The 19,891-nt window shown below is 63.5% G+C and carries 14 protein-coding genes; 10 read left to right on the forward strand and 4 right to left on the reverse strand.

Annotated elements, in window-relative coordinates; translation table 11 throughout:
* Positions 1–10 precede the first annotated feature (10 nt).
* From BN1132_RS17260 to BN1132_RS17295, 8 genes are all read left to right on the forward strand, one after another.
* Positions 11–3,091, forward strand: a complete 3,081-nt coding sequence (locus BN1132_RS17260) for a multidrug efflux RND transporter permease subunit (protein WP_042079049.1) — start codon at positions 11–13, stop codon at positions 3,089–3,091.
* 120 nt (positions 3,092–3,211) lie between these two features.
* The gene (locus BN1132_RS17265) at positions 3,212–5,170 is read left to right on the forward strand and encodes an ATP-binding protein (protein WP_042079050.1); all 1,959 of its coding nucleotides are present in this window, start codon (positions 3,212–3,214) and stop codon (positions 5,168–5,170) included.
* Between the two features lie 76 nt (positions 5,171–5,246).
* Positions 5,247–6,596, forward strand: coding sequence for a glutathione-disulfide reductase (gene gorA, locus BN1132_RS17270; protein ID WP_042079051.1), 1,350 nt, complete (start codon positions 5,247–5,249; stop codon positions 6,594–6,596).
* Between the two features lie 441 nt (positions 6,597–7,037).
* A complete protein-coding gene (gene kdpA, locus BN1132_RS17275) occupies positions 7,038–8,720 on the forward strand; it encodes a potassium-transporting ATPase subunit KdpA (protein ID WP_042079053.1) in 1,683 nt (560 codons plus the stop codon).
* A gap of 73 nt (positions 8,721–8,793) precedes the next feature.
* Positions 8,794–10,851, forward strand: a complete 2,058-nt coding sequence (kdpB, locus tag BN1132_RS17280) for a potassium-transporting ATPase subunit KdpB (protein ID WP_042079054.1) — start codon at positions 8,794–8,796, stop codon at positions 10,849–10,851.
* A 59-nt stretch (positions 10,852–10,910) separates the two neighbouring features.
* Positions 10,911–11,438 (forward strand): potassium-transporting ATPase subunit C, encoded by a 528-nt coding sequence (locus BN1132_RS17285; protein ID WP_042079055.1) that lies wholly within the window; start codon positions 10,911–10,913, stop codon positions 11,436–11,438.
* A gap of 119 nt (positions 11,439–11,557) precedes the next feature.
* Positions 11,558–14,146 (forward strand): sensor histidine kinase, encoded by a 2,589-nt coding sequence (locus BN1132_RS17290; RefSeq protein ID WP_042079056.1) that lies wholly within the window; start codon positions 11,558–11,560, stop codon positions 14,144–14,146.
* A 53-nt stretch (positions 14,147–14,199) separates the two neighbouring features.
* Complete coding sequence (locus tag BN1132_RS17295) at positions 14,200–14,883, forward strand: response regulator (protein ID WP_042079058.1); 684 nt, start codon at positions 14,200–14,202, stop codon at positions 14,881–14,883.
* Between the two features lie 96 nt (positions 14,884–14,979).
* Here BN1132_RS17295 and BN1132_RS17300 read toward each other — a convergent pair whose 3' ends face one another.
* The gene (locus BN1132_RS17300; protein ID WP_042079059.1) at positions 14,980–16,107 is read right to left on the reverse strand and encodes a multidrug effflux MFS transporter; all 1,128 of its coding nucleotides are present in this window, start codon (positions 16,105–16,107) and stop codon (positions 14,980–14,982) included.
* 92 nt (positions 16,108–16,199) lie between these two features.
* Here BN1132_RS17300 and BN1132_RS17305 point away from each other — a divergent pair, with 92 nt between their 5' ends.
* Positions 16,200–17,024, forward strand: coding sequence for an AraC family transcriptional regulator (locus BN1132_RS17305; protein WP_042079060.1), 825 nt, complete (start codon positions 16,200–16,202; stop codon positions 17,022–17,024).
* Here BN1132_RS17305 and BN1132_RS17310 read toward each other — a convergent pair.
* Positions 16,954–17,187, reverse strand: coding sequence for a hypothetical protein (locus tag BN1132_RS17310; protein WP_042079061.1), 234 nt, complete (start codon positions 17,185–17,187; stop codon positions 16,954–16,956). The genes BN1132_RS17305 and BN1132_RS17310 overlap by 71 nt on opposite strands.
* Before the next feature lie 283 nt (positions 17,188–17,470).
* Here BN1132_RS17310 and BN1132_RS17315 point away from each other — a divergent pair, with 283 nt between their 5' ends.
* Positions 17,471–18,721 carry a valine--pyruvate transaminase gene (locus tag BN1132_RS17315; protein WP_042079062.1) on the forward strand — a complete coding sequence of 417 codons (1,251 nt, stop codon included), beginning with the start codon at positions 17,471–17,473 and terminating at the stop codon, positions 18,719–18,721.
* A 67-nt stretch (positions 18,722–18,788) separates the two neighbouring features.
* Here the strand turns inward: BN1132_RS17315 and BN1132_RS17320 are convergent, their stop codons facing one another.
* Positions 18,789–19,229 (reverse strand): Hsp20 family protein, encoded by a 441-nt coding sequence (locus tag BN1132_RS17320; RefSeq protein WP_010635613.1) that lies wholly within the window; start codon positions 19,227–19,229, stop codon positions 18,789–18,791.
* Positions 19,230–19,322: 93 nt separating this feature from the next.
* Positions 19,323–19,736, reverse strand: a complete 414-nt coding sequence (locus tag BN1132_RS17325) for an Hsp20 family protein (protein WP_042079063.1) — start codon at positions 19,734–19,736, stop codon at positions 19,323–19,325.
* Positions 19,737–19,891: the final 155 nt, after the last annotated feature.

The following is a 19,891-nucleotide window of genomic DNA, read 5'->3' on the forward strand; positions in this document are numbered from 1 at the left end:
GAGATCTGCGATGCGATTTACCGACATATTCATAAAACGGCCGGTGCTGGCGATCTCGCTCAGCTTCCTGATAGCCCTGCTGGGCTTCCAGGCCATCTTCAAGATGCAGGTGCGGGAATACCCCGAGGTCACCAACACGGTGATCACGGTCACCACCAGCTACTACGGCGCCAGTTCGGACCTGATCCAGGGCTTCATCACCCAGCCGCTGGAGCAGGCGGTCGCACAAGCCGACAACATCGACTTCATGACCTCCTCGAGCCAGCTGGGCAGCTCCACGGTAACGGCCTACATGAAGCTGAACACCGATCCCAATGCCGCGCTGTCCGACATCCTGGCCAAGGTCAACTCGGTGCGTTCCCAGTTGCCCAAAGAGGCGGAAGACCCCTCGGTCACCTCCTCCACCGGCTCCACCACGGCGGTGCTCTACATGGGCTTCACCAGCCCTGAGCTCAACTCCAGCCAGATCACCGACTACCTGGAACGGGTCATCAAGCCCCAGCTGTTCACCGTGGGCGGGGTCTCCAAGGTGGATCTGTACGGCGGGGTCGAGTTCGCCCTGCGGGTGTGGCTGGATCCGGCCAAGATGGCCGCCTTTGACCTGACCTCCAGCGACGTGATGACGGTGCTCAACAGCAACAACTATCAGTCTGCCACCGGCCAGGCCACGGGTTACTTCACCCTGTTCAACGGCAACGCCGAAACCCAGGTCAGCAACATCGAGGAGCTCAAGCGCCTGGTGGTGGCGACCCGGGACAGCAAGGTGATCCGCCTCTCCGACATCGCCAAGGTGTCGCTGGAGAAGAGCCACGACATCTATCGCGCCAGCGCCAACGGCCGCGAGGCCGTGGTACTGGCCATCAACGCGGCGCCGACCGCCAACCCCATCAACATCGCCCACGATGTGCTGGAGCTGCTGCCGAGCCTGAAGAGCAACATGCCGAGCACCATGCAGGTGAACGTCCTGTATGACTCCACCATCGCCATCAATGAGTCCATCCACGAGGTCATCAAGACCATACTGGAGGCGGCCGCCATAGTGCTGGTGGTGATCACCCTGTTCCTGGGTTCGTTCCGGGCGGTCATCATCCCCATCATCACCATACCGCTGAGCCTCATCGGGGTGGTGATGATGATGGACATGTTCGGCTTCTCGATAAACCTGATGACCCTGCTGGCCATGGTGCTGGCGATCGGCCTGGTGGTGGATGACGCCATCGTGGTGCTGGAGAACGTCGACCGTCACATCAAGGAAGGGGAAGAGCCGTTCCGGGCCGCCATCATAGGCACCCGGGAGATCGCCGTGCCCGTCATCGCCATGACGGTCACCCTGGCCGCGGTGTACGCGCCCATCGCCCTGATGGGGGGCATCACAGGCTCCCTGTTCAAGGAGTTCGCGCTGACCCTGGCGGGGGCGGTCTTCGTCTCCGGCATCATCGCCCTGACCCTGTCGCCCATGATGTGCGCCAAGATGCTCAGGGCCAACGAGGAGCCGGGCAAGTTCGAGCGTACCGTGCACGATCTGCTGGACCGGATGACGGCCCGCTACGACAGCATGCTGCATGCCGTGATGCAAAAGCGCATCGTGGTCATCCTGTTCGCCGTCATCGTGTTCGCCAGCCTGCCGCTGCTGTTCAAGTTCATCCCGAGCGAATTGGCACCGTCCGAGGACAAAGGGGTCATGGCCGTGCTGGGCACGGCGCCCTCCAACGCCAACCTGGACTACATCGAAAACACCATGGCGGACGTGAACAAGATCCTGGACGACCAGCCCGAGATCGCCTACTCCCAGGTCTTCTCCGGGGTGTTCAACGCCAACCAGGCCTTCGGCATCGCCTCCATGGTGCCCTGGAGCCAGCGTGAGGCGAGCCAGAAAGAGGTGCTGGATCGGGTCGCCGGTCTGGTGCAGGGCATCCCCGGGATGGCCATCACCACCTTCCAGTTCCCCGAGCTGCCGGGTGCGTCGAGCGGTCTGCCCATCCAGTTCGTCATCACCACCCCGAACAGCTTCGAGAGCCTGTTCCTGATCGCGGGTGAGATGCTGGCGGCCACCCAGGCCAACGGCCAGTTCGTCTATTCGGATCTCGATCTGAACTACGACTCGGCCACCATGAAGATCAGCATCGACAAGGACAAGGCGGGTGCCTACGGCATCACCATGCAGGACATCGGCATCACCATGGGCACCATGATGGCGGACGGTTACGTCAACCGTATCGATCTGGATGGCCGCTCCTACGAGGTGATCCCGCAGGTGGAACGCAAGTACCGCCTGAACCCCGAGTCCCTCAAGGGCTACTACGTGCGTGCCGCCGACGGCAAGTCGATCCCGCTGGGCAGCCTGATCAAGATTGAGGTGGTGGGCGAGCCCCGTGCCCTGCCCCACTTCAACCAGCTGAACTCCGCCACCATAGGCGCCGTTCCGGCACCTGGCGTGGCCATGGGGGATGCGATCAACTGGTTCAAGGCCACCGCGGAAGAGAAGCTGCCCCAAGGCTATCGTTATGACTTCATGGGGGAAGCCCGCCAGTTCGTGACCGAAGGCAATGCGCTCTACGCCACCTTCGCCCTGGCCCTGGCCATCATCTTCCTGGTGCTGGCGATCCAGTTCGAATCGGTGCGCGATCCCCTGGTGATCATGGTGTCGGTGCCGCTCGCCATCAGCGGCGCGCTGATCGCCCTGGCATGGGGCATGGCCACCATGAACATCTACTCCCAGGTCGGTCTCATCACCCTGGTCGGTCTGATTACCAAGCACGGTATTCTGATCTGCGAGGTGGCGAAGGAGGAGCAGCTGCTGCACGGCCTGAACCGGATGCAGGCCGTGATGCAGGCCGCCAAGGTGCGTCTGCGCCCCATCCTGATGACCACGGCGGCCATGATCGCCGGTCTGATCCCCCTGCTCTATGCCTCGGGGGCAGGGGCGGCCCAGCGCTTCAGCATCGGCATCGTCATCGTGGCGGGGCTGGCCATCGGCACCCTGTTCACCCTGTTCGTGCTGCCGGTGATCTACACCTTCCTGGCATCCGAGCACAAGCCGCTGCCGGAATTCGACGAGTCCATCCCGGCAAAAGCCAAGGGCGGTCACTGATCCCAGCCCACACAAAAAAGGCCCCGAAAGGGGCCTTGTTTTTATCCATTTGATCACACACGACACAAGTCCATGAAGCAGTTACACTAAACCGTTCTCAATCCAGACCGCAAGGACGCCATGTCAGGACTCTTCTCCAAGGCCGTCGGCCTTAACGGACTCTCATATCGTCTGCTTTCCTACATTCTGATCTGCAGCACGTTGCTGGCGCTGGCCATCACTGTGCTGCAGCTCGCCTGGGACTACAACAAGGACGTGACCGTCATCGAGGCCAGCATCGACCAGATCGAGGCCTCCTTCCTGCAGCCCATCTCCGCCAGCCTGTGGAACCTGGATGAAGAGCAGGTCAAGGTGCAGATCGAGGGCATCATGAACCTGCCCAACATGCAGTTCGTCATGGTCAAGGAGATGCTGGGCAACTCCGAGGTGCCCCTGCTGACCCAGGGAGTGGAGCAGGCCCAGTACGACATCTCCCGCGAATTCACCCTCAGCTACCAGGGGGAAGTGGTTGGCAAGCTGTTCGTCGCCGCCTCGCTGGATCAGGTCTATCAGCGCCTCATCGAGAAGTCCGTGCTGATCCTGGTCAGCCAGACCATCAAGACCCTGGTGGTCTCCTTCTGCATCCTGGTCATCATCTACTATCTGGTGATCCGTCATATCAACCGCATCGTCAGCTACGCCCAGAAACTGAGCCTGGATCGCCTGGCGGTCGAGCTGACCCTGGAGGGGCGCCCCCTGCCCCGCAAGCATCCGGACGAGTTCGATGCGCTGGCCGCCACCCTCAACCAGATGCGCACCCGGCTGAACGACGAATTCACGGCCCGCCACCAGGCCGCCGATCAGCTGCAACAGGAGCGGGACTTCTCCGCCACCCTGATCAACTCCGCCAACATGGTCATCTGCTGCATGGAGCCGGATCTCAACATCGCCAGCATCAACCCGGCCGCAATACTGCTGACCGGCTATCACCATGAGGAGCTGCTGCAGCACAACTGGCTGGATCTCTTCGTCAGCCAGGAGCAACGTGACGAGCTGGCCGCCATCCTGACCGAACAGGGGGCGCTGGAGGACAGGGAGATCACCATGCACGACCAGCAGGGCAACGAGCTGGTCCTGCAGTGGACCTTCGCCCCCTTCTACGAGGGGCCCAATCTCAAGTACCTGATCGGCTTTGGCTACGACATCACCCCCCTCAAGAAGGTGGAGCGGGAGATCACCCTGTTCAACGAGCAGCTGGAGGGCAAGGTGGCGGAGCGTACCCGCAGCCTGAGCGATGCCAACGAGCAGCTCGGCAAGGCCTACGACGATCTCAAGCAGGCCCAGCAGACCCTGGTGGAATCGGAGAAGATGGCCTCTCTCGGATCTCTTGTCGCCGGCGTGGCCCACGAGATCAACACCCCCATCGGCATCAGCGTGACCGCCTCCTCCTATCTGCAGGAGCGGGTCGCCGACTTCAAGCAGCACCTCGAGGCCAAGCAGCTCTCCCGTTCCTACCTCAACGAGTTCACCCAGAATCTCGACGAGTCGATGCAGCTGCTGCAAGGCAACCTGAGGCGGGCCTCCGAGCTCATCGCCAGCTTCAAGCAGGTGGCGGTCGATCAGTCGTCCGAGGCGCGCTACAACTTCAGCCTCGCCGACAACCTGCACCAGGTGGTGGTCTCCCTCGGCTACAAGCTGAAGAAGGCCCAGTGCGAGGTCGACATCCAATGCGATCCCAAGCTGACCCTCTACTCCTTCCCTGGCAGCTTCACCCAGATCTATTCCAACCTGATCCTCAACTCCATCCATCACGGTTTCGATGACTGGGACAGACCCAGAAAGATCACCATCAAGGTGGAGCAGCAGGGAGACGAGCTGGTCATCGACTACAGCGACAACGGTCGCGGCATCCCGCCGGAGATACTGCCGCGCATCTTCGATCCCTTCGTCACCTCCAAGCGGGGTCATGGCGGCAGCGGGCTCGGCACCCACATCATCTACAACCTGGTGGTGCAACTGCTGCGCGGCCGCATCCACTGCGCCAGCGAACCGGGACAGGGTGCCCAGTTCCACATTCGCCTGCCCATCCAGCAGAACTGAGCACCGGCTCTTGTGAGCCGGCCGCTTTGTCCCCATCATGCTGTGATTGCATCCTCAACGAGCGGAGAACCTCGCAATGGCACAGCATTTTGACTACATCGCCATCGGCGGCGGCAGCGGCGGCATCGCCTCGGCCAACCGGGCCGCCATGTACGGCAAGAGAGTCGCCCTGATCGAAGCCAAAGAGCTGGGTGGCACCTGCGTCAACGTCGGCTGTGTGCCGAAGAAGGCCATGTGGTATGCAGGCCAGATCGCCGATGCCCTGAAATACGGTGCCGACTACGGCTTCGACACCACCCTCAACCACTTCAGCTGGGCCAGGCTGGTCGAGTCCCGCCAGGCCTACATCGGCCGCATTCACCAGTCCTACCAGAACGTGCTGGGCAAGAACCAGATCACCGTCATCAAGGGCTTCGCCCGCTTCGTCGACAGCCATACCGTCGAGGTGAACGGCGAGCACTACAGCGCCGATCACATACTGATCGCCACCGGCGGCCGCCCCGAGATCCCGACCATTCCGGGCGCCGAACTGGGCATCGACTCCGACGGTTTCTTCGACCTGCAGAGCCAGCCCAAACGGGTCGCCGTGGTGGGTGCCGGCTACATCGCCGTGGAGATCGCAGGCGTGATGCAGGCGCTCGGCTCCGAGACCCATCTGGTGGTGCGCAAGCACGCGCCGCTGCGCAACTTCGACCCCATGATCCACGAGACCCTGGTGGAGATCATGGCGCAGGAAGGGCCCAGGCTGCACACCCACGCCATTCCGAAAGCGGTGGTCAAGAACGCCGACGACAGCCTGACCCTGCAGCTGGAAGATGGTCGCCACCTCACCGTAGACTGCCTCATCTGGGCCATCGGCCGCGTCCCGGCCACCGACAACCTCAATCTGGCCGCCACCGGCATCACCCTGGACGAGAAGGGCTTCATCCCCACCGACAAGTTCCAGAACACCAATGTCGCCAACGTCTATGCCGTCGGTGACAACACCGGCCGCATCCAGCTCACCCCGGTGGCCGTCGCATCGGGCCGCCGCCTCTCCGAGCGGCTGTTCAACAACAAGCCGGGCGAGCACCTCAACTACGATCTGGTGCCAACCGTGGTGTTCAGCCACCCCCCCATCGGCACCATAGGGCTGACCGAGCCGGAAGCCGTCGCCGAATACGGTGAAGATCAGGTCAAGGTCTACCGCAGCCAGTTCACCGCCATGTACTCGGCGCTGACCCAGCATCGCCAGCCCACCCGGATGAAGCTGGTCTGTGTCGGGCCGGAAGAGAAGGTGGTCGGCCTGCACGGCATCGGCTTTGCGATGGACGAGATCCTGCAAGGCTTCGGCGTCGCCATGAAGATGGGCGCCACCAAGGCGGACTTCGACAACTGCGTCGCCATTCACCCCACCAGTGCGGAAGAGTTTGTAACGATGCGCTGATGGCCGTGTGAGGGGAGAAATTCGAGGTCTGTTCGACAACTGCGTTCTCCCTCTTCATCCCACCAGCGCGGAAGAGTTTGTGACGATGCGATAAGCATGGTTGAAGCTGGCCTGTCACTATCAGGCCAGCTTCAACCACTTACTGCACAACCCGGCCCAGGCCGGGTTTTTTGTGCCTTGCCCGTCCACCAGCCGGCAACACCCGCCTTCTTTACGCCGATTTTACGCCCGCTCCCGGCCGCTTTATGGCGCCTTTACGCCCCTTTTTCATACCCTTTCAGCGTCAATGACACCTCTGGGATCGACACGGATATGCATCGGTCCCTGACGCTAATTACCTCAACGGAGTCGTTATGAATTGGCTATATCTGCTGCTGGTCCTCGCCCTCGCGGGTTATCTGCTGCGCGCCCTCGCGCGCACCCATGAGTGAGGAACCGGATATGTGGCAAGAGATCATCTATCCCGTCGCGTTCGTGCTGCTGGTGCTGCTGCCGGCACCTCTGCTTGGCAACTACCTCTATCGGGTGTTTGAAGGCAAGAGTCGCTGGCTGGCCCCGCTTGAGCGCGCCACCCTGGCCTGCTGTGGCACGGACGGGCGCGAGCAGGACTGGAAGTCCTACGCCCTCAGCCTGCTGGCCTTCAACGGCGCCGGCTTCGGCCTGCTGTTCCTGATCCTGCTGGCGCAGGGGCTGCTGCCCCTCAACCCGCAACAGCTGCCCGGGCTGAACTGGCAACTCGCCTTCAACACCGCGGTCAGCTTCATGACCAACACCAACTGGCAGGCCTACTCCGGCGAAGCCAGCCTCTCCTACTTCAGCCAGATGGTGGGGCTGACCACCCAGAACTTCGTCTCCGCCGGCACCGGTGCCGCCGTCGCCGTCGCCCTGTTTCGCGGCATCGCCCGCCAGCAGACCACCCACCTCGGCAACTTCTGGCAGGATCTGGTGCGTTTCTGCCTCTATGTGCTGCTGCCGATGGCGCTGATCCTGGCGCTGCTGCTGGTCTGGCAGGGGGTGCCCCAGAGCCTGTCGGCCTACCTGCCGTTCCACGGACTGGAAGGCCAGGAACAGCTGCTGCCGCTCGGCCCGGCCGCCTCCCAGATCGCCATCAAGCAGCTCGGCTCCAACGGCGGCGGCTTCTTCGGCATCAACTCGGCCCATCCGTTCGAAAACCCCACCGCCCTCTCCAACTGGCTGGAGATGGTCGCCCTGCTGACCCTGGCTGCCGCCATGGTCTGCACCCTGGGTCGCTACGTGAAGGATCTGGCCCACAGCCGCGCCATTCTCATCGCCATGACCATCATGCTGGTGCTGGGGCTCTGCCTCGCCATCGGCCAGGAGCTGAAACCGGATCCCGCCCTCTCCCACCTCACCAGCGAAGCCGGCAACTGGGAAGGCAAGGAGAGCCGTTTCGGCCCCGTGCTGTCCAGCATCTGGGAAGTGGCCACCACCGCCGCCTCCAACGGCTCGGTCAACGCCATGCACGACAGCTTCACCCCCCTCGCCGGCATGGTCGGCATGATCAACATGCTGCTGGGTGAAGTGGTGTTCGGCGGCGTCGGCGCCGGCATCTACGGCATGATGCTGTTCGTGCTGCTCACCGTGTTCCTGTGCGGCCTGATGGTGGGGCGCACCCCCACCTATCTGGGCAAACGGCTCGGCATCACCGAGATGAAGTGGGTGGTCGCCAGCATGCTGGTGATGCCGGTCGGGGTATTGGTGATCGGCGGCATTACCCTGCTGATGCCGGACTCCGCCACCGTCATCGGTCACGATGGCCCCCACGGTCTGTCACGGCTGATCTATGCCTACGCCTCGGCCGCCGGCAACAACGGCTCCGCCTTCGCCGGCTTTGCCGCCGCCGACAGCTGGCAGTGCATCGCCATCGGGCTGGCCATGCTGCTCGGTCGCTTCGGCTACATCATCCCCGTGCTGGCCATCGCCGGCCAGCTGGCCCGCACCCCTCGTCAGGAGCGAAGTGAAGGGGACTTCCCCATCAGCGGCCCGCTCTTCATCACCCTGCTGATCGTCACCGTGCTGCTGATGGGGGGTCTCTCCTTCCTGCCGGTGCTGGCGCTGGGCCCGGTGGCGGAACACCTGAGCCTGCTGGGAGGTGCCTTCTGATGCTGCACACCCGACTGATCTGCGTGACCAACTATTCGATGCTGGGAGCTTTCCAATGAGCAAGTCCGCTTCAATGAGCAAGTCCGCTTCAATGAGCACCGACACCCTCAAGGTGAAGGGCAAGAAACAGAAATCACAGATCCTGCAGGCCATGGTGGAAGCCCTCTATCGCTTCAACCCCAGGGCACTGCTGGGCAGCCCCATCCTGTTCACTCTCTGGCTGGCGGCCGTGATGGCGACCCTGGAGTCGCTGCTGGGGCAACCGCTCTCCGGAGTCGCTCCTTCGCTGGCCTGGCAGCTCACCGCCTGGCTCTGGCTGACCCTCTGGTTTGCGAACTTCGCCGAAACCCTGGCCGAAGGTCGCGGCAAGGCGCGTGCCGACAGCCTGAAGGCGGGCATGAGCCAGCTCAAGGCACGTCGTGTCACAGACCCCAGGGATGGGCAAGGGGAATGGGTGCCGGCCACCAGCCTGCTCAAGGGCGATCTGGTGCTGGTACGCAGCGGCGAGATGATCCCGGCAGACGGTGAGGTCATCGCCGGCATCGCCTCGGTCAACGAGGCGGCCATCACCGGGGAATCCGCCCCCGTGATCCGCGAGTCGGGCACCGACCGCAGCGGCGTGACCGGCAACACCACAGTCGTCTCCGACGAAATCTGGATCCGGGTCAGCAACAACCCGGGTGAAAGCACCCTGGATCGCATGATCGCCCTGGTGGAAGGGGCCAAGCGCCAGAAGACGCCGAACGAGATGGCGCTGGACGCCCTGCTGGTGGGGTTGACCCTGATCTTCCTGCTGGTGGTGGCCACCCTGCCCTGGTTCCTCGACTACAACGGCACCCAGGTGCCCAGGCTCTATCTGCTGGCGCTGTTCATCACCCTGATCCCGACCACCATAGGCGGCCTGCTCTCTGCCATCGGCATCGCCGGTATGGACCGGCTGGTGAAGCTCAACGTCATCGCCAAGTCGGGCCGCGCGGTAGAGGCCGCCGGCGACGTGCGCACCCTGCTGCTGGACAAGACCGGCACCATCACCTTCGGCAACCGGATGGCGGACGAGCTGATCCCGGCCCCCGGCGTGGATCCCTCCCTGCTGGCCCAGGCCGCCATGCTGGCCTCACTCGGTGACAATACGCCGGAAGGCAAATCCATCCTGACCCTGGCGGGCAAGAGCCACACCAGACCGAGCCAGCTGGAGAGCGACAAGGTGATCCCCTTCAGTGCCGAGACCCGGTTGAGCGGGCTGGATCGCAACGGCCATCAATACCGCAAGGGGGCGGTGGACGCGGTGCTGCGCTACCTCTCCCTCGATCGCAAGGGGGTGCCCGAGCTCATCCTCAAATCCGTCGATCACATCGCCCGCCAGGGGGGCACGCCGCTGCTGGTCTGCACCCACGAGAAGCTGCTGGGGGTGGTGTTCCTCAAGGACATCATCAAGCCGGGCATCAAGGCCCGCTTCCAGATCCTGCGCCACATGGGGATCCGCACCGTGATGATCACCGGCGACAACCCGCTGACCGCCGCCGCCATCGCCGCCGAGGCCGGGGTGGACGACTTCATCGCCGAGGCGACCCCGGAGAAGAAGCTGGCCTACATCCGTCAGGAGCAGGCCGACGGCCGCCTGGTCGCCATGTGCGGGGACGGCGCCAACGACGCCCCTGCGCTGGCCCAGGCCGACGTGGGCCTGGCCATGAACGAGGGGACCCAGGCCGCCAAGGAGGCGGGCAACCTGGTGGATCTCGACTCCAACCCCACCAAGCTGCTGGACGTGGTGCTGGTGGGCAAGCAGTTGCTGGTGACCCGCGGCGCCCTGACCACCTTCTCCATCGCCAACGACGTGGCCAAGTACTTCGCCATCCTGCCGGCCCTGTTCATCGCCGCCTATCCGCAGCTGGGGGTGCTGAACCTGATGCAACTGGGCAGCCCGGAAAGCGCCATCCTGTCGGCCATCATCTTCAACGCCCTGATCATCGTCGCGCTGGTGCCGCTGGCCCTACGCGGGGTCAGCTTGCAGGGCACGGCCGCCAGCCTGCTGCGCCGCAACCTGCTGATCTACGGCGTCGGCGGTCTGATAGTGCCCTTTATCGGTATCAAGCTGATCGACCTGGTTATCACCGGCCTGGGGCTGGTGTAACGGCATCAACGGATGCGGGGCAGACCCGCATCCAACCAACGCATTTGGAGCAAAAAAACATGATAGCAATCAGAACCCTGCTGACCCTGACCCTGCTGCTGGGGGTAGCGTATCCGCTGGCCGTCACCGGGCTGGCCCAGCTTGTCTTCCCCTGGCAGGCCAACGGCAGCCAACTGACCAATGACAAGCAGCAGCTGATCGGCAGTGCCCTGCTGGCCCAGAAGTTCGAACGGGCCGACTACTTCCACTCCCGCCCCTCCGCCAGCGACTTCGCCACCCTAGGCGGAGGGGCCAGCAACCTGGGAATGAGCTCACCCCTGCGGGCCGAGTTTGCCACAGCGGCGGCAAAAGAGCAGCCGGAAGCCAGAGTCCCCGCCCTGCTGACTCGCTCCGCCTCAGGCCTGGATCCCCATCTGCCGCTGGATGCCGTGCTGTCCCAGGTGGACCGGGTCGCCAAGGAACGGGGGCTGGATCCCGCCCGGCTGACGGAACAGGTCAAGTCGGCGGCACAAGCTGGTATCCTTGGCCTGCAGGTGGTCAACATCCTCCAGTTGAACCTGCAACTCGATCATCAAAAGGGCGCCTGAGGGCGCTCCTTGCGGTGCAGTAGATCACCCCCTTTCAACGCAGCCGCAGGGCCCGCCGGGGACAAACATGAGCAATGAGGTCACGGCCGCGGTAAGGCCGACGCAACGGGAGCACGGGGATGCGTGATGAGGTGAGGGCCGACGCCTTGCTGGCCAGCCTGGAAGAGGAACACAAGGGCAAGCTGAAAGTCTTCCTCGGCGCCGCCCCCGGGGTCGGCAAGACCTACGCCATGTTGCAGGCGGTGCGGGAACAGGCCAGGGAGGGTGTCGACATCCTGATCGGCGTGGTGGAGACCCACGGCCGCCAGGAGACCCTGGCCCTGCTGGACAAACTGCCCATCCAGCCGCGCCAACTCTACTCTCACCGTCAACAGCGGCTGGAAGAGATGGACCTCGATGGCCTGCTTGAGCGCAAGCCCGCCATCGCCGTGGTGGACGAGCTGGCCCACACCAATGCCCCGGGCAGCCGCCACGAGAAGCGCTGGCAGGATGTGGAGGAATTGCTCGGCGCCGGCATCGACGTCTACACCACCCTGAACGTGCAGCACCTGGAGAGCCTCAACGATCTGGTGTGGCAGCTGACCGGGGTCAGGGTCAAGGAGACCCTGCCGGATCAGGTGCTGCTGGATGCCGACAGCATCATCCTGATCGACCTGCCCCCCAAGGAGCTGCTCGACCGCCTCAAGGAGGGCAAGGTCTATGTGCCCCACCAGGCCAAGGCCGCCCTGCAATCCTTCTTCTCCCTCAACAACCTGACCGCCTTGCGCGAGCTGGCGATGCAGACTGCCGCCAGCCATGTGGAGGGGGATCTGCAACTGCAGTGGCAGGCGGCGGGCAAGAGCACCCTGCCGCTGCGGGGCAAGCTGATGGTCTGTCTCGGCGAACAGCACGGCGCCTCCCTGGTGCGCTACGGCCACCGCTTCGCCCAGCGCCGGCAGCTACCCTGGCTGGTGGTGCACATCGACAGCAAGGGGCAACGCTCGGCCGAGGTGGAGCAGGCGCTGGCGCTGGCCTCCCAGCTCGGCGCCAGGGTGCTGACCCTCTCCAACCCGGCGGTGGCCGATGCCCTGCTGGAGACCGCCGAGCAGCAGCAGGTATCGCAGCTGCTGCTCGGTAAACCGCACAATCCCCCCTGGCGCCGCTCCCTGGTGCAGCACCTGCTGAAACAGGCCAAGGGGTTCGAGATCACGCTAGTGGATACGGAGACGCGCAAGCCCGGTAAGGGTCTGCACCCCGTCGGTCCCAAGGACATCCGCCAGAGCCTGCTGGCAGTCGCCATCATGGGTGCGACCTCGGCCGTCGTCTGGGGGCTCTCCCACTGGCTGCCACCCGCCTCCCTGCCCATGCTGTTCGTGCTGGGGGTGCTGGCCACCGCCCTCACCACCAGCCTGGTGCCCGCCATCCTGGCAGCGGTGCTCGGCTTCGTGGCCCACAACCTGTTGTTCACCCCACCCTATTTCTCACTCAGCGTGGCCAGCCAAAGCGACCTGCTCACCCTGTTCGTGCTGCTCATCGTCGGCATCGCGGCCGGCCGGCTCGCCTCACGCCAGCGCCAGCAGCTGGTGGGGCTGCGCGAGACCCAGCAGCTCGGCAACGCCCTGCTGTCGTTGAGTCAGGGGTTGGCCACCGCCAGCAACCCGGTGGAAGTGCTGCGACAGGGCACCCAGGCCATCGCCCTGGCCCTGGGCCAGCCGGTGTTTGCCCTCGACGAGGATTACCAGCACAGGGCCGGTGACGAACTGCGGGGACCCGGCCAGACCGACAAGGCGGCTATCGACTGGTGCCTGGCCCAGAAGCAGAGCGCCGGCGCCCACACCGCCACCCTCAACGCGGCCGAGGCCCAGTATCATCACCTCAGCGACGAGCTGGTGCTCGGCATCCGGCTGGCCAAACCGCTCGCCTCCTCCGCCGAGCATCAACTGCAGGCGCTGCTCACCGACATCCGTGCCGCCCTGGCCCGTATCGATCTCAACGAGCGGCTGGCGGACAGCCAGCTGCAGGCGGAGACGGATCGGATGCGTGCCGCCCTGCTCTCCTCCGTCTCCCACGATCTGAAGACGCCGCTCGCCACCATCATGGGGGCCGGCAGCACCCTGCTGGAATACGGTGACCGGATAAGTGCGGAGGATCGCAGCGAACTGCTGCACTCGGTGCAGGACGAGGCGCGCCGCCTGCACAGCTATGTGCAGAACCTGCTGGACATGACCCGCATCGGCTCGCCGGACTTCCAGCTGAAGCGGGACTGGGTCGAGCTCGCCGATCTGGTGGAGAGCGCCCGCAAGCGGCTCGACTCCTCCTGGCGCCAGCACAAGCTGCTGGTGCACTTCGATCAGCAGCTCCCCCGGCTCTATGTGCACGGCGCCCTGATCGAGCAGGTGCTGGTCAACATCCTCGACAACGCCTCCCGCTACTCACCAGCCGGCACCCCCATCGAGTTCAAGGTGATGCTGGCGGACCCCGACCTCATCATCGACATCATCGACATCGGGGTCGGCATCGCCGAGTCGGACAGGGACAAGATCTTCAACCTCTTCTACACCCAGCCGGTCGGCGACTGCGGCAGCCGCGGCACCGGGCTTGGCCTCGCCATTTCCCGCGCTATGATAGAGGCCCACGGCGGTCGCATCTGGGCATTCGCCGGGCCTAACGGCAACGGCACCTGCATGCGCATCTCCCTGCCGCTGGCCCTCAATGCGCCCGAGGTGTAGATGCACAAGCCTGGCCGGTTTCTCTCTCTTCCATCTTCACTGCCGGAGGTCGAATGGCCCATATCCTGGTCATAGATGATGAAGCGGCCATCCGCCGCTTCCTGCGCATCAGCCTGGTCGCCGAGGGGCACCAGGTGAGCGAAGCCGTGAGTGTCGGCGAGGGGCTGGCGCAGTATCGCCACCTCAATCCCGACCTGGTGATCCTGGATCTCGGCCTGCCGGACGGTGACGGTCTCCAGGTGCTGCAGGCCATTCGCGAGCACCACGCCAACCCCGTGCTGGTGCTGTCGGCGCGGGACTCCGAGCAGGAGAAGGTGCGGTTGCTGGATGCGGGAGCGAACGACTACATGAGCAAGCCGTTCGGCGTCGGCGAGATGATGGCCCGCATCCGGGTGCTGCTGCGCCAGCGTGCGGGGGCCACCAGCGGCGAGTGCCGCCACTTCCCCCAGTGCGGGCTGACCCTGGACAGCAGCAGCCACAGAGTCACGCTGCAAGGCGAAGAGGTCCCCCTCTCCCGCAAGGAGTTCGCCCTGTTGCAGGCCCTGGTGTGCCACCCCGGCAAGCTGGTGCAACAGACCCAGCTGCTCATCGACATCTGGGGGCCAAGCCACAAGGAGGACACTCACTACCTGCGCATCGTCATCGCCAGCCTGCGCAAGAAGCTGGGAGATAACCCCCAGCAACCAACGCTTATCGAGACCGAATCCGGCATCGGCTACCGCTTTATCGGCAGCTGATGTTGCAGTAAGAAGCTGGGCGGCAACATTCCCAGCAACCCACCCAGATCGAAACTGAAGCCGGTATCGGCTACCGCTTTATCGGCAGCCGATGTTTCACGTGGAACGACGCCAGCCGCAGATCAATGCCAGCAGACCGCAGCCGCCGAGCAGCAGGCCAAGATCCTGCAACAGGGCGGCGATGGCCAACCCCAGACCGAGCATCAGATAGTAGCCGAGCCCGAACAGGGCGCCGGCACTGCCCGCCACCTCCCGATAGGCCAGCAGCGCCTGGCTCAGCACATTGGGGATCGCCAGCCCGAAGGCCACCACCACCCCCATCATGGGCAACAGGAACCAGAGGCCGCCCTGACTGAGCCACACCCAGGCCCCGCAGATGAGTGCCAGGCCGCAGGCCAGCCGAACCACTGAGGCCGGCGGCCAACCAAGCCCCAGCAGCCGCTGGTTCAGGAGGCTGCCCCCCAGGGTCGCCAGAGCAAGCAGGATCCCTGTGTAACCAAACTCGCCCGCACTCAACCCCAACCCGGCAAACAGGAAGGGCGCCAGGCTGTAGTAACCGAACAGCATGGTGTTGAACAGGGCCACCAGAGCGGCGCTGCGCCACAAGCCCGGGTCACGGGCCATCCGGCATGCCAGCGGCCAGAGGGCTATCTGTTGCGTGATGGCTGGGCGGGTCTCCGGCAGTTGCCAGCAGGCCACCAACAGCAATCCGGCGGCCAACACCAGCAGGGCGCCGAACACCCCGAGATAGCCGAACCAGCTCACCAGCTGGCCGCCGCTCACCAACCCCAGCACCGGGCTCAGGGAGAGCGCTATGCCCATCACCGAGAAGACCCGCGCCAGCTCGCTGCCCCGATAGCTGTCGCGCAGCATGGTCTGGGTCACCACGGAGCCCACGGCGGCGCCGAAGGCCGCGATAATCCGGGCCAGCAGCAGAGTTTCAAATTGAGTGGCCAGCAGCGCCAGCAGGGTGCCGGTGCCATAGGTAAATAACCCCGCCAGCATGGCGGGGCGCCGCCCGATCAGATCGCACAGCCGGCCCCAGCAGACCACACCCGCCGCAAACGCCAGAAAATAGACCGACAGGGTCTGGGACGCCTGCCCCTCGCTCACCCGAAACTCAGTGGCGATATGGGTCAGCACCGGGCTGTAGATGGTCTCCACTATCTGGGGAAACATCATCAATCCGACCACCAGCCAGCGCGGTGGCAACCTGTTGTTCATGACACACCTCCTTCACAAGAGGTCGCCATTCTAGAGAGGGATAACATGTCCGATTACAATAAGGCGGACTATAAACAGCAAGAATCGGACACATGGCCTTTATTCTTCCCGATCACCCCTTTGATCCGGACCAGCACGACGGCAGCGCCATCGGTATTGCCGCCGCCCTCGGCTGGCACGACTCCGGCCGCCATCAGCACCAGCGCCACCAGCTGCTGTTCGCCCAGGCAGGCTGCATGACCATAGAGCTGGACGATCAGGTCTGCCTGCTGCCGCCGACGCGAGCGGCCTGGCTGCCAGCGGGTCTGCCCCACCGGGTGTTGATGCGCGGGGTAGTGGCCTATCGCTCCCTCTACTTCCAGCCGGAGCCCGCGTTGCCAAACGAGATGGCGGTGCTGGCGGTCAACCCGCTGCTGCGGGAGATCATCGAGCGGATGGCGCTCTGGCCCTGGGACAAGCCAGCGGCGGAGCAGCATTGCACGCTGGCGCTGTTGCAGGAGGAGTTGGCGCAAGCGCCGCGGGAATCCTGGCAGTTGCCGTTGCCGTCAGACGGGCGTCTGACCGGCTGGCTGCAGGAGATAAAGCGGTGTGACACCCTGCCCGATCGGCTCAACCGGCTGGCCGAACGGGTGGGTGCCAGTGACAAGACCATAGGTCGCATCTTCATGCGGGAGACCGGCATGAGCTACCAGGCCTGGCGCCAGCAGTGGCGGCTGTTGCGGGCCATGGAACTGCTGGCCGATGCCGAGCCCATCAGCCGGGTGGCGGCTGCCCTGGAGTTTGCCAGCGACAGCGCCTTCATCAGCTTCTTCAGGCAGCACACGGGGCAGACCCCCTTGCGCTACCTCAACTCTCGGGGTGAGTCGCATCGGCCGAGCTCGCCTCCACCACCAGGGTCTCCAGGGCCAGCGGCTTGAGGTTGTGGATGGCCTCTGCCACTACGTCATGGGATGCCTGCTGCTGCAGGGCCAGCACCTCCTGCTGCAACCCGGCGCTGTCCAGTTCGGGTCTGGGGTTCTCGGCGGCCATGGCATTCAGGCTCAGGCTGCTGGCAATCAGGGTAGCGATCAGGATCTTCATCTGGTGTGCTCCGGTGTGGTTGAGATGACCAGAGAGTTATTCCAATAGTTGTGCCAGATTTATAAAATCATGATTTTATTGATATAAATAATTTTTTGATGCCTCCACGCCTCTTCCTGGATCGAATATTGGTTATTTTAAAACCTATAAATGGTTTTTTTTACCACCTCCATAATGACAACCCTGTTCCACGTGGAACGTCCCGTTTTTTTCATCGACACCCGCTTTTGAAGTGAGCTATGGTGCTAGCTCTTCCTCTAACTGACTCTGGATTTGCCACCGAATGGAATTCTCCTTGTTCGGCGAGAAGTTCACTCGCCACGCCGGTATTACCCAACTCATGGATGACCTCAATCAGGGACTGCTGAACCCAGACGCCATCATGCTGGGAGGCGGCAACCCGGCCCCCATCCCCGCCATACTGGAACGCTTTCAGGCCGAGGCCAAGACCCTGCTCGACAACGGCGAACTGATCAAGGCCATGGCCAACTACGATGGCCCCCAGGGCAAGGACAGATTCACCAGTGCGCTGGCCGGGCTGCTCAGCAAGGAGCTGGGCTGGGCGATCTCGTCCTGCAACATCGCCCTGACCAATGGCAGCCAGAACGCCTTCTTCTATCTGTTCAACCTGCTGGCCGGTGAGTTCGCCGACGGCCGCAAGAAGAAGGTGCTGTTCCCGCTGGCCCCCGAATACATCGGCTATGCCGACTCGGCCCTCTCGGAGGATCACTTCGTCGCCTACAAGCCCACCATAGAGAAGCTGCCCGACGGCCAGTTCAAATACCACGTGGATTTCGAGAGCCTGCAGGTGGGCGACGACATCGGGGTGATCTGTGTCTCCCGGCCGACCAACCCCACCGGCAACGTGCTCACCGACGAGGAGATCGAGCACCTCGATCAGATCGCCCGTGACAAGGGGATCCCGCTTCTCATCGACAACGCCTACGGCGTCCCCTTCCCCGGCATCATCTTCAGCGAAGCCAAGCCGTTCTGGAACGCCAACACCATCCTCTGCATGAGCCTCTCCAAGCTCGGTCTGCCGGGCACCCGTTGCGGCATCGTCATCGCCGACGAGAAGATCATCCGGGCCATCACCAACCTGAGCGGCATCATCAATCTTGCGCCGGGCAGCCTGGGCCCCGCCATCACCATTCCGATGATAGAGAACGGTGACATCATCACCCTGAGCGAACAGGTGGTGAAACCCTTCTACCAGCAGAAAGCCACCTTCGCGGTCCAGTTGCTGCGCGAGGCCATTCCGGATCCGCGCTTCCACATCCACAAGCCGGAGGGTGCCCTCTTCCTCTGGCTCTGGTTCGAAGACCTGCCGATCCACAGTCAGGCGCTCTACGAGCGGTTGAAGGAGAAGAACCTGCTGATCGTGCCCGGCCACTATTTCTTCCCCGGCATCGACGACCCCGAGTGGCGCCACAGCCAGGAGTGCATCCGCCTCAACTACTCCCAGAGCGAGGAGCTGGTGCGCCGTGGCATCGCCATCCTGGCCGACGAGATCAACAGCCTCTACGCCGGCTAACCCCATGCTGCAAAAACAGAGAGGCCTGCAAATGCAGGCCTCTCTTGTTTGTCGCGATCCGGTTTGCTTAACCGGGCAGCGCCAGTTGCTCGGGTTTGCCGATGGGAATGGCGCGGGGCTTGAGCGCCTCCGGCAGCTCCCGGGCCAGCTCTATGGTCAGTAGACCGTGCTCCAGTTTAGCCCCCTGCACTTCCACGTGCTGGCTCAGCTTGAAGGCGAGCTCGAAGTCCCGCTCGGCGATCCCCTGGTGGAGGAACTGGCGCTCGCCCATGGTGGCGACCTTGCGCCCCTTCACCTTGAGGGTGCCGTTTTCGGTCTCCAACTCCAGCTCATTGCGATCGAAACCGGCCACGGCAACCGTGATGAGGTAACTGTCGTGATCGCGCTTTTCGATGTTGTACGGGGGGTAGGCCGAGGTCTTCTGATCGAACAGGCCTTCCAGCTCGCGGGCCATTCGCTCGAAGCCGACGGCGTTGGAATAGAGATGAGAAAAATCGAGGTTACGCATGATCCTATCCTTCTAACAAGCAACAGGGTTTACTCTCCACGGGCCCGTCAATCGGCACCCGGGAAACATCAACAATGCAACGAGGTCAGGCTGTCAGCCGTTGATCTCGATCTTGCGGGGCTTCATCGCCTCGGGCACTTCGCGCGCCAGATCGATGTGCAGCAGACCGTTTCTCAGGTCGGCTCCCTTCACCCGCACGTAGTCGGCGAGCTGGAAGCGGCGCTCGAAGCCGCGCTCGGCGATGCCTTGATAGAGGTAGTTGCGCTCGGTGTCGGCCTGCTTGTTGCCCTTCACCGTCAGCAGGTTCTCCTGGAAGCTCAGCTCCAGCTCTTCCTGGGTAAAGCCCGCCACCGCCATGCTGATGCGGTAGTCGCTGTCACCCAGCTGCTCGATGTTGTAGGGGGGGTAACCGGCATTGCCATTGCTGGCGGCAGATTCGATGAGATTGGCCAGACGATCGAAACCGATGGCAGAACGATAGAGCGGAGAAAAGTCGATAGAACGCATAGTATTACCCTCTTGTGAGCGATAACGGATTGTTTGCCCTCCTGATGGACGGGCGCCTGGTCGAAACCTCTGTTGAGCGTTCCGACCTTGTTATCTATATAGGGGCCAGCATTTGGCTTTCAAGGGGTAAAAACAAAAGAAATACCGGCCATCAA

This window comes from Aeromonas sanarellii (assembly GCF_000820085.1).
GTDB lineage: Bacteria > Pseudomonadota > Gammaproteobacteria > Enterobacterales > Aeromonadaceae > Aeromonas > Aeromonas sanarellii.

What these genes read in the sequence shown, in the direction of transcription:
- BN1132_RS17260 (WP_042079049.1), top strand. Translation starts at nt 11, where the DNA reads ATGCGATTTACCGACATATTCATAAAACGGCCGGTGCTGGCGATCTCG.
- BN1132_RS17265 (WP_042079050.1), top strand. Translation starts at nt 3,212, where the DNA reads ATGTCAGGACTCTTCTCCAAGGCCGTCGGCCTTAACGGACTCTCATAT.
- gorA (WP_042079051.1), top strand. Translation starts at nt 5,247, where the DNA reads ATGGCACAGCATTTTGACTACATCGCCATCGGCGGCGGCAGCGGCGGC.
- kdpA (WP_042079053.1), top strand. Translation starts at nt 7,038, where the DNA reads ATGTGGCAAGAGATCATCTATCCCGTCGCGTTCGTGCTGCTGGTGCTG.
- kdpB (WP_042079054.1), top strand. Translation starts at nt 8,794, where the DNA reads ATGAGCAAGTCCGCTTCAATGAGCACCGACACCCTCAAGGTGAAGGGC.
- BN1132_RS17285 (WP_042079055.1), top strand. Translation starts at nt 10,911, where the DNA reads ATGATAGCAATCAGAACCCTGCTGACCCTGACCCTGCTGCTGGGGGTA.
- BN1132_RS17290 (WP_042079056.1), top strand. Translation starts at nt 11,558, where the DNA reads ATGCGTGATGAGGTGAGGGCCGACGCCTTGCTGGCCAGCCTGGAAGAG.
- BN1132_RS17295 (WP_042079058.1), top strand. Translation starts at nt 14,200, where the DNA reads ATGGCCCATATCCTGGTCATAGATGATGAAGCGGCCATCCGCCGCTTC.
- BN1132_RS17300 (WP_042079059.1), bottom strand. Translation starts at nt 16,107, where the DNA reads ATGAACAACAGGTTGCCACCGCGCTGGCTGGTGGTCGGATTGATGATG.
- BN1132_RS17305 (WP_042079060.1), top strand. Translation starts at nt 16,200, where the DNA reads ATGGCCTTTATTCTTCCCGATCACCCCTTTGATCCGGACCAGCACGAC.
- BN1132_RS17310 (WP_042079061.1), bottom strand. Translation starts at nt 17,187, where the DNA reads ATGAAGATCCTGATCGCTACCCTGATTGCCAGCAGCCTGAGCCTGAAT.
- BN1132_RS17315 (WP_042079062.1), top strand. Translation starts at nt 17,471, where the DNA reads ATGGAATTCTCCTTGTTCGGCGAGAAGTTCACTCGCCACGCCGGTATT.
- BN1132_RS17320 (WP_010635613.1), bottom strand. Translation starts at nt 19,229, where the DNA reads ATGCGTAACCTCGATTTTTCTCATCTCTATTCCAACGCCGTCGGCTTC.
- BN1132_RS17325 (WP_042079063.1), bottom strand. Translation starts at nt 19,736, where the DNA reads ATGCGTTCTATCGACTTTTCTCCGCTCTATCGTTCTGCCATCGGTTTC.